The organism is Dietzia sp. SL131, from assembly GCF_026672565.1.
Taxonomy (GTDB): Bacteria; Actinomycetota; Actinomycetes; order Mycobacteriales; family Mycobacteriaceae; genus Dietzia; species Dietzia kunjamensis.
The window spans coordinates 2050360-2065329 of the sequence record NZ_JAPPRI010000003.1; the positions used below are offsets into that span (position 1 = coordinate 2050360).

11 protein-coding genes are annotated in these 14970 nt (G+C 71.2%); 3 read left to right on the forward strand and 8 right to left on the reverse strand.

The features are described 5' to 3' along the window. Nucleotides 1-3: 3 nt before the first annotated feature. The 3 genes from OVA21_RS10475 to OVA21_RS10485 are packed head-to-tail and all read right to left on the reverse strand — an operon-like array spanning nt 4 to nt 4824. Nucleotides 4-1161 carry an acyl-CoA dehydrogenase family protein gene (locus OVA21_RS10475; RefSeq protein ID WP_268092395.1) on the reverse strand — a complete coding sequence of 386 codons (1158 nt, stop codon included), beginning with the start codon at nt 1159-1161 and terminating at the stop codon, nt 4-6. Beyond that, entirely contained in the window at nt 1154-3241 is a 2088-nt protein-coding gene (locus OVA21_RS10480; protein ID WP_096907092.1) for an acetyl/propionyl/methylcrotonyl-CoA carboxylase subunit alpha, read from the reverse strand. The genes OVA21_RS10475 and OVA21_RS10480 overlap by 8 nt, the downstream gene beginning before the upstream one ends. A gap of 8 nt (nt 3242-3249) precedes the next feature. Next, entirely contained in the window at nt 3250-4824 is a 1575-nt protein-coding gene (locus OVA21_RS10485; protein ID WP_096907091.1) for a carboxyl transferase domain-containing protein, read from the reverse strand. 356 nt (nt 4825-5180) lie between these two features. Between OVA21_RS10485 and OVA21_RS10490 the strand changes: the two genes are divergently transcribed. After that, nucleotides 5181-5471 (forward strand): DUF1540 domain-containing protein, encoded by a 291-nt coding sequence (locus OVA21_RS10490; RefSeq protein WP_067713210.1) that lies wholly within the window; start codon nt 5181-5183, stop codon nt 5469-5471. A 28-nt stretch (nt 5472-5499) separates the two neighbouring features. Here the strand turns inward: OVA21_RS10490 and OVA21_RS10495 are convergent, their stop codons facing one another. Continuing rightward, nucleotides 5500-6177, reverse strand: coding sequence for a hypothetical protein (locus tag OVA21_RS10495; protein WP_096907090.1), 678 nt, complete (start codon nt 6175-6177; stop codon nt 5500-5502). 141 nt (nt 6178-6318) lie between these two features. Between OVA21_RS10495 and OVA21_RS10500 the strand changes: the two genes are divergently transcribed. Next, on the forward strand, nt 6319-7809 hold the full coding sequence (locus OVA21_RS10500) for an amidase (protein ID WP_096907089.1): 1491 nt from the start codon (nt 6319-6321) through the stop codon (nt 7807-7809). A gap of 3 nt (nt 7810-7812) precedes the next feature. On the opposite strand, the gene OVA21_RS10505 is transcribed toward OVA21_RS10500, so the two are convergent. Further along, complete coding sequence (locus OVA21_RS10505; protein WP_067717341.1) at nt 7813-8280, reverse strand: Lrp/AsnC family transcriptional regulator; 468 nt, start codon at nt 8278-8280, stop codon at nt 7813-7815. A gap of 167 nt (nt 8281-8447) precedes the next feature. Here OVA21_RS10505 and OVA21_RS10510 point away from each other — a divergent pair, with 167 nt between their 5' ends. Then, on the forward strand, nt 8448-12065 hold the full coding sequence (locus OVA21_RS10510; RefSeq protein WP_096907088.1) for an indolepyruvate ferredoxin oxidoreductase family protein: 3618 nt from the start codon (nt 8448-8450) through the stop codon (nt 12063-12065). Between the two features lie 23 nt (nt 12066-12088). Here OVA21_RS10510 and OVA21_RS10515 read toward each other — a convergent pair whose 3' ends face one another. From OVA21_RS10515 to purN, 3 genes are read right to left on the reverse strand one after another with little or no spacing between them, the layout of a single operon-like run. After that, nucleotides 12089-12718, reverse strand: a complete 630-nt coding sequence (locus OVA21_RS10515; protein WP_096907087.1) for a TetR/AcrR family transcriptional regulator — start codon at nt 12716-12718, stop codon at nt 12089-12091. A 26-nt stretch (nt 12719-12744) separates the two neighbouring features. Further along, complete coding sequence (purH, locus tag OVA21_RS10520; protein ID WP_096907086.1) at nt 12745-14325, reverse strand: bifunctional phosphoribosylaminoimidazolecarboxamide formyltransferase/IMP cyclohydrolase; 1581 nt, start codon at nt 14323-14325, stop codon at nt 12745-12747. Further along, entirely contained in the window at nt 14322-14903 is a 582-nt protein-coding gene (purN, locus tag OVA21_RS10525; RefSeq protein WP_067717350.1) for a phosphoribosylglycinamide formyltransferase, read from the reverse strand. The genes purH and purN overlap by 4 nt, the downstream gene beginning before the upstream one ends. Nucleotides 14904-14970 lie beyond the last annotated feature (67 nt).

Genomic DNA, 14970 nt, shown 5'->3' on the forward strand with positions numbered 1-14970 from the left:
CGCCTACAGCCCCAGACCGCGCGCGATGAGCATGAGCTGCACCTCGGTGGTGCCCTCGCCGATCTCGAGGATCTTGGAGTCGCGGTAGTGCCGCGCCACCGGGTACTCGTTCATGAAGCCGTAGCCACCGTGGATCTGGGTGGCGTCGCGGGCGTTGTCCATAGCCGCCTCGGAGGCGATCATCTTGGCGATGGCGGCCTCCTTCTTGAACTCCTTGCCGGCCAGCATGAGTCGCGCGGCCTCGTAGTAGGCGCAACGCGCCGTGTGGGCGCGGGCCTCCATGCGGGCGATCTTGAACGCGATGGCCTGGAACTCGCCGATCTTGCGGCCCATGGACTCGCGCTCACGGGCGTACTTCACGGACTCGTCGACGCACCCCTGCGCGGCACCGGTGGCCACGGCGGCGATCGCGATGCGTCCCTCGTCGAGGATCGACAGGAAGTTCGCGTACCCGCGCCCCTCCTCGCCGAGGAGGTTCTCCGCCGGCACCCGGGCGTCGGCGAAGGTCAGCGGGTGCGTGTCGGAGGAGTTCCACCCGACCTTGTCGTACGCGGGCTCCGCGGTGAATCCGGGGGTGTCGGCCGGGACAATGATCGTCGAGATGGCCTTCTTCACAGAACCGTCCGCGGCCCGCCGCTCTCCCGTCACCGCGGTCACGGTGACCAGCGAGGTGATGTCGGTGCCGGAGTTGGTGATGAACTGCTTGTTGCCGTTGACCACCCACTCGTCGCCGTCACGCTTCGCGGTGGTCTTGGTGGCGCCGGCGTCCGAGCCCGCGCCGGGCTCGGTCAGGCCGAAGCCGGCGAGCGTGCGGCCGGCGGCCAGGTCGGGGAGCCACTTGGCGCGCTGCTCGTCGTTGCCGAAGTGGTAGATGGGCATGGCGCCCAGGCCCACGCCGGCCTCGAGGGTCATGGCGGTCGACTGGTCGACGCGGCCGAGCTCCTCCAGGGCGAGCGACAGGGCGAAGTAGTCGCCGCCCATCCCGCCGAACTCCTCGGGGAACGGCAGACCGAACAGGCCCATGTCGCCCATCTGGGCGACGACCTCGTAGGGGAAGGTGTGGTTGCGATCGTGCTCGGCCGAGGCCGGGGCGACCACCTTGTCGGCGAAGTCCGCGACCGTCGACTTCAGGTCGGCGTAGTGCTCTTCCAACTCAGGCATTGCCTTCTCCTTCGGATTCCTCGGTGGAGGGGTGGGGCTCGACGGTCGCGAGCAGGTGGTCGGCGGGCACCTGCTCGCCGGTGGTGACGTGCACGCGGACCACACCGTCGATCGGCGCGGGCAGTGCGTGTTCCATCTTCATGGCCTCGACGGCCAGGATGTTCTGTCCGGCGGTGACCTCGTCGCCGTCGGCGACGAAGCACGCGATCACCGAACCGGGCATGGGGCTGACGATCTGGCCGTCCGACATCCCGGCGTCGTGGATCCGGGAGTCGATGAGCGGGAGCATCCGCAGGTCCCAGGTCCCGCCGTCGCCGGCCACCCAGAAGGTGTCGGCGGCCTTGGGGTCCGCCGAGCGCACGACGGTCCAGCGCTGCTGGGTGCCGTCGACGGTCAGCCGGAGGGAGGCGCCGTCCCGGGCGACCCGCGCACGATGTCGGGAGGAGACCTCGGGCGCCTCGGTGGATCCGATCGTGGCGTCGGTGATGGTCACCTCGGCGTCGTCGGGGGTCCCCCGCAGTCCCACGGTGACCGCGTCGGACCCGGCGCCGGCGTCCAGGCGGGTCCACACCTCGGCGCGCCCGCCGATCCGCCACCCGTTGGGAACGTCCCACGGGCCGCGGCGCCCAGCGGGCACCCGGGCCCAGCGCTCCTCGGTGCGGTGCATGGCCACGGCGATCAGTCCGCCCTCGGGGGCGGGCGTCGCGGTGTAGTCGTCGACGGACCGGTCGAGCAGGCCCGTGTCCAGCTCGCCGGAGACGACCTCCGGCCGCGAGAGCAGGAACCGGCAGAAGTCGACGTTCGTGCGCAGACCCAGCACGTGGGTGCCGGCGAGCGCGGCGTCGAGCCGGGCCAGTGCCTCGGCGCGGTCGGCGCCGTGCGCGATGACCTTGCCGAGCATCGGGTCGTAGTCGCTGCCGACGACCGTGCCCACACGGAGGCCGGAGTCCACGCGGATGCCGTCGCCGGAGGGCTCCTCGAGCCCGACCACGGTGCCGCCGGTGGGCAGGAAGCCCTTGGCCGGGTCCTCGGCATAGACTCGGGCCTCGATCGCGTGGCCGGTGAGGGTGATGTCCTCCTGGCGCAGGGTGAGCTCCTGGCCCGCGGCGATGCGGACCTGCCAGTCGACCAGGTCGACACCGGTGACCATCTCGGTGACCGGGTGCTCGACCTGCAGGCGGGTGTTCATCTCCATGAAGAAGAACTCGTCCGGGGCGTGCGCGGAGACGATGAACTCCACCGTGCCCGCGCCCACGTACCCCACCGACCGGGCGGCGTCGCACGCCGCCTGACCGATGCGCTGACGGGTGACCTCGTCGAGCAGTGCGCTGGGCGCCTCCTCGATGACCTTCTGATGGCGGCGCTGCAGTGAGCACTCCCGCTCACCCAGGTGGATGACGTTGCCGTGGGTGTCGGCCAGGACCTGCACCTCGATGTGGCGCGGGGTGTCGACGAACCGCTCGAGGAACAGGGTGTCGTCGCCGAAGGCGCCTGCCGACTCCCGTCGCGAGGACTCCAGTGCCGCCGGCAGATCGGCGGGATCGGTGACGCGGCGCATCCCCTTGCCGCCACCACCGGCCGAGGGCTTGACGAGGACCGGGTAGCCGACCTCGGCGGCACCGGCGATCAGTTCGTCGTCGGTCAGGCCCGGACGCGAGATCCCGGGCACGGTGGGGACGTCACGTGCGGACACCGCCGCCTTGGCGGTGATCTTGTCGCCCATGGTCTCGATCGCCGAGGCCGGCGGTCCGACGAAGATCAGGCCGGCCTCGTCGAGTGCCCGCGCGAACCGCGAGTTCTCGGACAGGAAACCGTAACCCGGGTGCACGGCCTGCGCCCCGGTCTGGCGGCACGCGTCGATCACCTTGTCGATGTCGAGGTACGACTGCGAGGCCTGGGCCGGGCCGAGACGGACGGCGGCGTCGGCCATGCGCACGTGCAGCGCGTCGGCGTCCGCGTCCGAGTAGACGGCGACCGAGCGGATACCCGCTGCCCGCAGCGAACGGATCACGCGGCACGCGATCTCCCCGCGGTTGGCCACCAGGACGGTGTGGAGTTTCTGTGACAGTTGTTCTGACATGGAGCTGCTCACATCCTGAAGACGCCGTTGTTGACCGGCTCGAGGGGGGCGTTGGCCGCGGCCGCCAGGGCCAGACCGAGGACAGTGCGGGTGTCTGCGGGGTCGATGATCCCGTCGTCCCACAGGCGGGCAGTGGAGTAGTACGCGGTGGACTGCTCCTCGAACTGCTCACGGATCGGCGCGGTGAACTCGGACTGCTGCTCGTCGGTCCACTCCCCGCCCGACTTGGTGACCTGGGCGGCACGGACCGACGCGAGGGTGTCGGCTGCCTGGGGCCCGCCCATCACGGCGATCTTGGCATTGGGCCACATCCAGAGGAACCGCGGCGAATAGGCACGGCCGCACATGGAGTAGTTGCCGGCACCGAAGGACCCGCCCACGACGATGGTGAACTTGGGGACCCGGGCGCACGCCACGGCGGTGACCATCTTGGCGCCGTTCTTGGCGATGCCGCCCGCCTCGTACTGCCGGCCCACCATGAAGCCGGTGATGTTCTGCAGGAAGACCAGCGGGATCTTGCGGCGGTCACACAGCTCGATGAAGTGGGCGCCCTTAAGCGCGGACTCGGAGAAGATGACGCCGTTGTTGCCGATGATGCCGACCGGATGCCCGTGGATGTGGGCGAACGCGGTCACCATGGAGGTGCCGTAGTTCTCCTTGAACTCGGTGTACTCGCCGCCGTCGACGATCGTGCCGATGATGTCGCGCACGTCGTAGGGCTGGCGCGAGTCGACCGGCACCAGGTCGTACAGGTCGGACTGCGCGCGGACGGGCTCGCGGGGCTCGAGCACCTCCCAGTCCGGCTCGGGCGCCGGCGGGCAGGTCGCCACGATCCGGCGGACCTTCATGAGGGCGTCGTAGTCGTCGTCCGCCAGGTGGTCCACCACACCGGAGGTCTTGGCGTGCAGGTCGCCGCCACCGAGCTCCTCGGCGGTGACCTCCTCGCCCGTCGCGGCCTTCACCAGCGGCGGGCCGGCGAGGAAGATCGTGCCCTGGTTCCGGACGATCACGGCCTCGTCGCTCATCGCGGGAACGTACGCGCCACCGGCGGTGCAGGACCCCATGACCGCGGCGATCTGCGGGATGCCCTTGGCGGACATGTTCGCCTGGTTGTAGAAGATCCGGCCGAAGTGGTCGCGGTCCGGGAAGACCTCGTCCTGCTGCAGCAGCATCGCGCCGCCGGAGTCCACGAGGTAGATGCACGGCAGGTGGTTGGCCAGCGCCACCTCCTGACCGCGCAGGTGCTTCTTCACCGTCATCGGGTAGTAGGTGCCGCCGGAGACGGTCGCGTCGTTGGCGATGATCAGGCACTCGCGGCCCGACACCCGGCCGATCCCGGCGACGACGCCGGCGGCGGGGGCCTTGCCCCCGTACATCTCCTCCGCGGCGAGCGGCGAGAGCTCGAGGAACGGGCTGCCCGGGTCGAGCAGCACGTCCACGCGCTGGCGGGCGAGCAGCTTGCCGCGCTCGAGGTGGCGCGCACGGGCCTTCTCACCGCCGCCCAGCGCGGCCCGCTCGAGGCGCTCGCGGAGGTCGGCGAGAAGTTCCTCGTGGGCCTGGCGATTGGTGGTCGCGGAAGTCATCGGTGCCGCTCCCTTTCAGTTAAGTCGGATTAACTGAAATCGACGATAGTGCTGCGCCTCACAAATGTCCAGATCGGATTCGGGATCACCCACCGGGGACCCGGACCCGCGCTCCTCCACCCCGCGGACCCGACGACGCGCACGGCCGGCGACCCGACGGGGGACTGCAACTCCCGGTCGTCGCGCAGCCGATCCGGCCGAGAACACCGCGGGGGACGCCGACATTCCCGCCATCCGCGCAGGTAGCCAGCTTAGGCTGGCCTGAATTAGCACAGCCTCAACTTGCTTGCAAGCCGGGGGGATCCGGTGTTGACTCTGGGGCACACCACGCCACCGTCATACGAGGAGCGATCATCATGGCCACACTCACCGGAATCAGCGCCTGCACCGTCACGGCGTGCTCGTTCAACAGCGAGCAGAGCTGCAACGCGGGCGCCATCACCGTCGCCGGAACCCCGGATCACGCCGAGTGCGGCACCTTCATCTCGCTGGACGTCCGCGGCGGACTACCCACCGCCAGCGCACACGTGGGCGCCTGCCAACGGGTGGAGTGCACCCACAACAAGGACCTGCTCTGCTCGGCGGACTCCGTCGAGATCGGCTCCGGCGCCGACACCGCCGATTGCCTCACCTACAGCCCGGCCTGATCGGCCCGGTCCGCGCCATCGCGGGAAGCTAGCTGGCGCGGGCCACGTACTGACCCATCTCACGGACGACGTCATTGACGCACTCCGCGCGGGTCAGGAACGGCAGGTGGATGACATCGGCGTGGGTACCGAGCGCCGTCAGCAGATGCAGGCCGTCGGGATCGACGCCCAGGACATACGGCGGCTGCGCCGGGTCGGCGGACCCGGCCAGCATGGCCAAGTCAGAGCCGAAGCGCGCCCGGATCTCGTCCGCGAGGCCGGGCGCCTCGCATGCCAGGGGATCCGACGGCACCGCGTCCAGGCAGCCCGCGTGGACGGTGCCCTCGTGCCCCAGCCGGCGGATGTCGAGGTCGCCGAGTTCGATCTCGATCTCGACCACCCAGCCCTCACCCTGCCGTGCCGCACGCGCCACGCCGAAGCCGTACAGGCTCGCGACGTGGACCTTGGCCTCGACGATCGGGGCGAACTCGTCGATCATGACGACCACCTCGACCGACTCTCCCGGCGCGACCATCAGTGCGGACCAGGGGGCCGGGGTCCCGGTGACGATGATCGCCCCCTCCCCGACCCAGCGATGGCCGGCGGAGACCATGACATCCGACCGGTTCTTGGTCCCGCGTACGGCGACCGTAGCGATGCCGGCTCCGTCGAGCAGACGGCGCGCGCCGGTGGTGATCGGATCCGACACGACCGGGTGCGCTGCCATCGATTGCCTCCAGAGACCGGCCCCGCCCGCCGATGCGTTAGGTGACCCTCGCCTTACTTAGGTACCCCTAAAGTGCCCGACGATGCGGAACCTGTCAAGAGGGCCACCGATTTTCACACCCCCTCGCCCTACAGTGGGGGGGTGACCGACGCCACAACCGACGCCACGACCGATGCCACAACCGATGACACCGCCCCTGCCCGGCCCCACCCCGACACCGCGCGGGTCCACGCCTTCCGTGACGACGCACTCGGGTACGACGACGCCACCGCCCTCGCCGAGCGGGTCCGCGGCGGCGAGGTGTCACCGACCGAGCTCGTCGAGGCCGCCATCGAACGATGCCAGCAGGTGGATCCGGCGCTCGGCGCCCTGGTCTTCACCTCCTTCGACAGGGCCCGCGAGCACGCACGCCGGACCGCGGACTCGCGCCTGTCCTCGCCGTTCGCCGGCGTGCCGTCGGCTTTCAAGGACGCGGTGCAGGTCGAGGGCGCCCCGATGCGGCTCGGCTCCCCCGCCGTTCCCGACTCCCCCGCCCTCCACGACGGTGACTACGCACGTGCGTTCCGCGCCACCGGCCTGATCCCGTTGGGCATCACCGCCATGCCCCCGTTCGGCTGGACCGCCGCAACCGAACGGCAGGGCGGCCTGGTGACCCGCAACCCGTGGAACACCGGCCGCACCAGTGGCGGCTCCTCGGGTGGTTCCGCGGCCCTCGTGGCCGCGGGGGCGTTGCCGATCGCGCACGCCAACGACGGCGGGGGGTCGATCCGGATACCCGCGGCGGTCACCGGGCTGGTCGGGTTCAAGCCGAGCCGGGGTAGGCACACCGACGAGAAGTTCTCCCGGGGCATGCCGATCCCCATCGTGTCGCAGTCGGTGGTCTCCCGGTCCGTCCGGGACACCGCCACGTTCCTCACCGCGTTCGAGGCGAGCCACCTCCCGGTCGGCGTCCCCCCGGTGGGCCCCGTCGCCCCCGCCCCGGCACGGCGCCTGCGCATCGGACTCGTGGAGCAGAGCCCGGCGGGCGGTGCGACCGATGCCGCGACCCTGGCGGTCCTCCGCGAGACCGCCGTGCGGCTGGCCGGACTGGGCCACGAGGTGGTGCCGACCGAGGCGCCCGTCCCGACGGGGTTCCGGGACGATTTCATCGCCTACTGGGGGCTGCTCGCGCTGAGCACGTCATCGTCCGGGCGCAGGCTCTTCGACCCCGATTTCGACCCCGCCGAGCTCGACCCCTTCACGGTCGGGCTCGCTCGGATGGCCCGACGGAACATCGCCTCGCTTCCCCTGCACCTACTGCGGTTGGCGAGGACCCGGCGGCAGTTCGACGCCCGGTTCGGCGACATCGACGTGTACATCAACCCGGTGGTCGCCCACGAGACCCCGGAGGTCGGGTACCTGGACGCGGACCTGCCGTTCGAGACCCACCTCGAGCGGGTCTCCAACTGGGTCACCTTCACCCCGCTACAGAACATCGCGGGGTCCCCGGCCGTCTCGCTGCCCACCGGACATGCGCCGGACGGGATGCCCGTCGGCGTGCACTTCTCCGCCCGCAGGGGGCAGGACCGACTCCTGCTCGAGCTGGCCTCGGAGTACGAGGCCGCCCATCCGTTCGCCCGGATCTGGGAGTGAGGCTCACTCCCCCAGCAGCTGGGTGACGCGCGGCCCGACCCGCTGACGCAGGATCACCTCGGTGCGGGTGCGCAGGACGCCGGGCGTGGAGATGATGGCGCTGAACACCTCCTCGAGGTGGGCGTGGTCCCGCGCGACGACCCGGCAGACGACGTCGAACTCGCCGGCGATGCTCACCACCTCGAGCACCTCGCGCACCTGCGCCAGCCCCGCACACGTCTCGTCGAGCCTGGCCTGCGCCACCTGGATGTGGACGAGCGCGCCCAGCGGGTACCCGAGGGCGGCGGGGTCGAGCCTCGGCGCCCACGAGGCGAGCACACCGCGCGCCTCCAACTTGTCGAGCCGGGCCTGGGCGGTGCCCCTGGCCACCCCGAGTCGTCGCGAGAACTCGCGGACCCCGACGCGCGGGTCGGACAGGACGATGTCAAGGAGCCGCCGGTCGGTGTCGTCCAGGTTGGGTGAAGGGTCCATGTGTCCACGGTATACGACGAAGAGGTGGACAGATGGTCCAGTCATGACGCACAGACGGGACCCCGAATGTGCAGACTGTTCGATCTCGGACTGGCCGCGTGACGCGCCTCACAGTTCGTCCTAGCCTGGGGGCACATAGTTCGTATCGCGAAGGCCAGGTGTTGATCATGACCTCTCTCCTCCACTCCACGGACGGCACGCATGACGACCTGCCGCGGACCGGGCAAGCGGACGCCGGATCGTTCTCCCTCTCCGATCGCTACACGCGCGAGAGCGGCACGGTCTTCCTCTCCGGGATCCAGGCACTGGTCCGGACGGTCCGCGACCGGGCACGGCTCGACCGCAGGCAGAATCTGCTCACCGCGAGCCTGGTCAGCGGTTACGAGGGATCGCCGCTCGCGGGGTACGACCTCGAACTGGCCAGGCGTCGCGAGTTCCTCGGGCCGTTCGACATCGTGCACCGCCCCGCCCTCAACGAGGAGGCGGGCGCCACGGCGGTGATGGGGTCCCAGCTCGCCCGGCGCACGGGCACCCTGCGCTCCACCGCCAACACCGGCGGCGCCGCCCTCCAGGGGGTCGTGGGGTACTGGTACGGCAAGGCGCCCGGCCTGGACCGTGCCACCGACGCGTTGCGGCACGCCAACCTGATAGGCACCGATCCGAACGGCGGCGCGGTGGTGCTGGTCGGCGACGATCCGGGCGCCAAGTCCTCCACCGTGCCGTGCGCGTCCGAGTTGGCACTCGCGGACCTGTACATGCCGACGCTCTACCCCGCGGACCCGCAGGACGTCCTGGACTTCGGCGTCCACGCCGCGATCCTGTCCCGGGTCTCCGGCCTGTGGTCCGCGATGAAGATCTCGGCGCACGTCGCGGACGCCTCGGCGACCGCCCTCGTCGATCCCGACCGGATCCTGCCCGTGTACGGCGACCTCGGGACGAGCCCGCACGTGCCGTCCGGTCGGCTCCTGGGGGCCAGCCTCATGGAGCTCGAGCAGAACCAGCTCACCATCCGCCTTCCCCGCGCGCTGGAGTACGCCCGCCTCAACCGTCTCAACCGGATCGTGCAGTCGACCCCCGACGACCGGATCGGCGTCGTCGCGGCCGGGAAGACCTACCTGGACGTCCGCGAGTCACTGCGCCGCCTCGGGATCGGCGACGACGAGCTGGGCCGCCGCGGGATCCGCATCCTCAAGCTGGGCATGATCTACCCCCTGGAGCGCACGATCCTCGACGAGTTCATGTCCGGTCTCGACGAGGTGATCGTGGTGGAGGAGAAGCGCGACTTCATCGAGACCATGATCCGGGACATCCAGTTCCGCAAGCCCGGGGTGGCGAACGTGGTCGGCAAGGCGCACGAGGACGGGTCCACCCTGTTCAGCCGGTTCGGCGAGCTCGACGTCGATTCCGTCACCCGCGGCCTGGCGCAGCGTCTCGGCCCGGTCCACGGAATCGAATCGGCTCGGGCCTGGCTCGACGGCCCGGGACGCGGACGCTCCCGGATCGCGCTGCCGCTCGCCACGAGCCGCACCCCGTACTTCTGCTCGGGGTGCCCCCACAACAGCTCGACCAAGGTCGCCGACGGCACGCTCGTCGGCGGGGGCATCGGCTGTCACGCGATGGTGCTCATGATGGACGAGGAGCAGGTCGGCCACGTCACCGGAGTCACCCAGATGGGCGGCGAGGGGATCCAGTGGACCGGGATGGCGCCGTTCCTCACCGAGCAGCACATGGTGCAGAACGTCGGCGACGGCACCTTCATGCACTCGGCCTCCCTGGCGCTCCGGGCCGCCGTGGCCTCCGGCGACAACATCACCTACAAGCTCCTCTACAACGGGACGGTGGCGATGACCGGCGGGCAGGACCCGGTCGGCGAGATGACCCTGCCCGAGATCCTCCGGCTCCTGCAGGCCGAGAAGGTCGCGAGGATCGTCGTCACCACCGACGACGTCAGGGCGACCCGGTCCCGGGGCCTGCCGAGGGGCGTGGAGGTCCGCGACCGGGTGGACACCCTCGAGGTGCAGCGGGAACTCGCGGCCTTTCCGGGGGTCACGGTTCTCGTGCACGACCAGTACTGCGCGGCCGAGAAGCGCCGCCACCGCAAGCGTGGCACCTTCCCCACGCCGGACGCGCGGGTGGTGATCAACGAGCGCATCTGCGAGGGATGCGGGGACTGCGGCCGGAAGTCCAACTGCCTGTCGGTCCATCCGGTGGAGACCGAGTTCGGCCGGAAGACGCAGATCGACCAGTCCACCTGCAACTTCGATTTCTCGTGCCTGGAGGGTGACTGCCCCGCGTTCGTCACCGTCGTCCCCGGTGAGAAGTCCCGGCGGGTGGCGTCCGCACCTGCCCTGGCGGCCGACGCGATCCCGGAACCGGCCCGCGCCGGGGTCGCGCCCGACCGCGGTTTCTCCCTGCGGCTGACCGGGATCGGCGGCACCGGCATCGTCACCGTCTCGGCGATCCTCGCCACCGCGGCCGTCCTCGACGGCCACTCGGCGCGCACCCTGGACATGACCGGGCTCGCCCAGAAGGGCGGCGCGGTGGTCTCTGACGTCCGCGTGACCCGCACGCCGACCGAACAGCCCCCGAAGATCGGGGCCGGCGACTGCGACCTCTACCTGTGCTGTGACGGCCTGGTCGGCGCGGACAGCACCCACCTGAAGGTGGCCGCTCCCGATCGCACCACGGCGGTGGTGTCCACCACTCAGATACCCACCGGGAAGATGGTGATCGACACCTCCGAGCACTACCCGACCACCTCGGACATCCAGGCGATCATCGACCCGACCACCTCGCGCGGGCTGTACCTCGACCCGGGGGCGCTCACCGAGCAGCTCTTCGGGTCCACCCAGACCGCCAACATGCTCATGGTCGGGGCGGCGTACCAGAGCGGGGCCCTGCCGATCTCGGCGCAGTCGATCGAGCGGGCGATCGAGCTCAACGGGGTGGCCGTCGACGCTAACCTGCAGGCCTTCCGTCGCGGCCGGCAGGCGGTCGCCGAGCCGAACGCCCTGGCGGCGTTGGCGGCCGGGTTGCACCGCCCGGCCGGAACGGCCACGGCGGGCCGGCACGTGCCCTCCCCCGCGGCGGAGCGATTGCTGACCCACCTCGACGCCGACGCCTCCGACGAGCTCCGCGACGTGGTCGCGCTCCGGGTCGACGAACTGATCGGCTACCAGGACGAGGCGTACGCGGCCGACTATGTCCGGCGCGTAGAGGAGGTCCGCGCCGCCGGGTCCCCCGAGGACGGCGACCCGGCCGGGCCGACCTCCGAGCAGCTCAGCCTCGCCGTGGCCCGCAACCTGTTCAAGGTGATGGCCTACAAGGACGAGTACGAGGTCGCCCGCCTGGCCGTGGATCCACAGTTCGCGACGCAGCTCGACGAGGACTGGGGCGAAGGGGCGGTGGCCAGACTGAAGTTGCATCCCCCGGTGCTGCGCGCGATGGGAATGAAGAAGAAGATCTCGATCGGCCCGCGGGCCATGCCGGCGATGAAGGCGTTGGCCCGGATGAAGCGACTGCGCGGCACGCGGATGGACCTCTTCGGCTACGCGGAGGTCCGCCGCGTCGAGCGTGAGCTGCTGGCCGGGTACCGGGATCTCGTCGCCGACCTGGCCTCGGAGTTGCGGCGCGCGGGCCCGGTGGGCAAGGACGCCACCTGGCGGGCGACCGCGGTGGCGCTCGCGGAGCTGCCGGACATGGTCCGCGGCTACGAGCACGTCAAGCTCGCGAACGTCGAGCGCTACCGGGAGGAGATGGCCCGCCTCCGGTCCGCCCTGACCTGATCGGCACACACCCGGGCAGGCGCTCAGGACCGCAGCGCAGCCGAGGCCATCGCCGTGAGCACGCGCCGAAGGTCGGCCTCGGCCATGGCCGGCAGCCGGGGGCTCGAGTTGAGGAGCCCGAACACCGCGTGGACGTGGGCCCGCGCCTCGATCGACGAGAGCTCCGGACGCACCCGCACGAGGGCGTCCACCCACAACTGCGCGTACTCCCGCTGCAGGGTGCGCACCTCGTGCCGGGGAGCGGCCGGCAGGGAACCGAGGTCACGGAACTGCACGCTGATGAGATCGGGCTCCGTGGCGACGAAGTCCACGTGCACCCCGAGCAGGGCATCGAGCACGTCCGCCGGCTCGCCGGCCCGCTCGACCGCCGCCCGCCCGCCGTCTCGCAGGCGCCGGGAGATGTCGAGCAGCATCTCGGCCAGTACGTCCTCCTTGGAGGTGAAGTACCGGTACATGCCCGGCCCGGAGATCCCGACCTCGGCACCGATGTCGTCCAGCCGCACGGCGTGGAATCCGCGCCGGGCCATGAGGCGGGCGGCGGCCACGAGGATCTCGTCGCGGCGCCGGGCCTTGGCCCGGGCGCGCGGGGTCAGCGGGGCCGCGGCGTCCTGCCGCTCGCCCACGCCGCTGCCCCCGGCCCCGGTCTCCGTCATCTCAGTGCCATCTCAGAAGCGCCGTCTCAGTGGAAGAAGTGCCGGGCGCCGGTGAAGTACATGGTGATCCCCGCCTTCTCCGCGGCCTCGATCACCTCGGCGTCCCGCACGGACCCGCCGGGCTGGACCACGGCGCGCACGCCCGCCTCGGCGAGCACCTCGAGACCGTCCGCGAAGGGGAAGAACGCGTCCGACGCGGCGACCGACCCGGTGACCCGCTCCCCCGCGCGCTGCACGGCGAGCCGGGCGGAGTCGACGCGGTTGACCTGGCCCATGCCCACGCCCACGGTGGCCCCGGACTGCGCGAGCAGGATGGCGTTGGACTTCACCGCGCGGCACGCGCGCCACGCGAACAGCAGGTCGCGCAGGGTCTGCTCGTCGGCGTCGTCGCCGCACGCCTTGGTCCAGCCGGCGACCACGTCGCCGTCCGCGTCGAGTGAGTCACGTTGCTGGACCAGCACGCCGCCGGAGATCTGCTTGCGCTCGAACTCGCCCTCGGCGGGCGCCTGCGCGGAGAGGATGCGGATGTTCTTCTTGCGCTGCAGGATCTCCACGGCACCGTCCGCGTAGGACGGGGCGATGATCACCTCGGTGAAGATCTCGGCGACCTGCTCGGCCATCTCCACCGTGACCTCGCGGTTGGCCGCGATCACGCCACCGAACGCGCTGACGGGGTCGCACTCGTGCGCGGCGCGGTGGGCGGCCGCGATGTCGGCGTCGATCGCGATGCCGCACGGGTTGGCGTGCTTGATGATCGCCACGCACGGCTCGGCGTGATCGAAGGCGGAGCGCCACGCGGCGTCGCCGTCGACGTAGTTGTTGTAGCTCATCTCCTTGCCGTGCACCTGGGTGGCCTGGGCGAGGCCGGGCGCGGCGGCCGCGTCGGTGTAGAGAGCGGCGCTCTGGTGCGGGTTCTCGCCGTAGCGCAGGGTCGCGGCGAGGTCGAGGCTCTGCCCCTGCCAGACCGGGAACTCGCCGGAGCCGCCCGCTGCCCCGTCGCCCGCGCCGTCCGCGGTCTGTGCGGTCATCCACGTGGCCACGGCGACGTCGTAGGCCCCGGTGTGGCGGAACGCGGCGGCGGCCAGGCTGCGGCGCTTCTCGAGGGTGAAGCCACCGGCCGCGACGGCCTCGAGCGCCTCGCCGTATCCGGCGGGGTCGACGAGCACAGCCACCGACGGGTGGTTCTTCGCGGCCGCGCGGACCATCGACGGTCCGCCGATGTCGATCTGCTCGACGCAGGCGTCGTAATCGGCGCCGGAGGCGACGGTGTCGGTGAAGGGATAGAGGTTGACGACGACGAGCTCGAACGGCTGCACACCGAGGTCGGCGATCTGCTCGAGGTGCTCGGGCTTGCGGGTGTCTGCGAGGATGCCGGCGTGAACCCGCGGATGCAGGGTCTTGACGCGGCCTTCGAGGCATTCCGGGAACCCGGTCAGCGCGTCGACGGGCGTCACGGCGACCCCGGCGTCGGCGATACGCTGCGCGGTCGAGCCGGTGGAGACGATCTCGACCCCGGCGTCGGCGAGCCCCCGGGCGAGCTCGGTGAGCCCGGTCTTGTCGTAGACGCTGATGAGTGCGCGGCGGACGGGCCTGCGGGAATCGGTCACGTTAGGTGCACCTTTCGACCTTCGATGTGGAGTCGGCCACGGGCGGCGGCCGCGAGGACGTCGACGAGCATCTCGCGCTCGACGACTTTGATGCGTTCATGGAGGGTGGCCTCGGTGTCGTCCGGGTGGACGTCGACGGCACGCTGGGCGATCACGGGTCCGGTGTCGACGCCGGCGTCGACCAGGTGGACGGTGCTGCCGGTGACGGTCACCCCGTAGGCGAGCGCGTCGCGCACCGCATGGGCGCCGGGGAACGACGGCAGCAACGCCGGGTGGGTGTTGAGCACGCGACCGTCGAACCGTCCGAGGAACGCGGCGCCGAGGATGCGCATGAAGCCCGCCGAGACCACCCAGTCGGGATCGAACCCGCTCACCACGTCGGCGAGGGCGCGGTCCCAGTCGGCGCGGTCGGCGTGGTCGCCGGGCCGGACGACGGCCGTCGGGAGGTCGGCGCGGCCGGCCCTGGCGACGGCCTCGCAGTCGCGGTCGGAGACCAGCGCGACGATGCGGTACGGGCAGCCGGGGGCGTCGGCGGCGTCGAGCACGCTCTGCGCGAGGGTCCCGGAACCGGACGCCATCACCACGACGCGGCGGGCACCGGCAGGGTCGGCATCAGGGGAGCCGGCGCTGGGTGGAGAGGCGCTG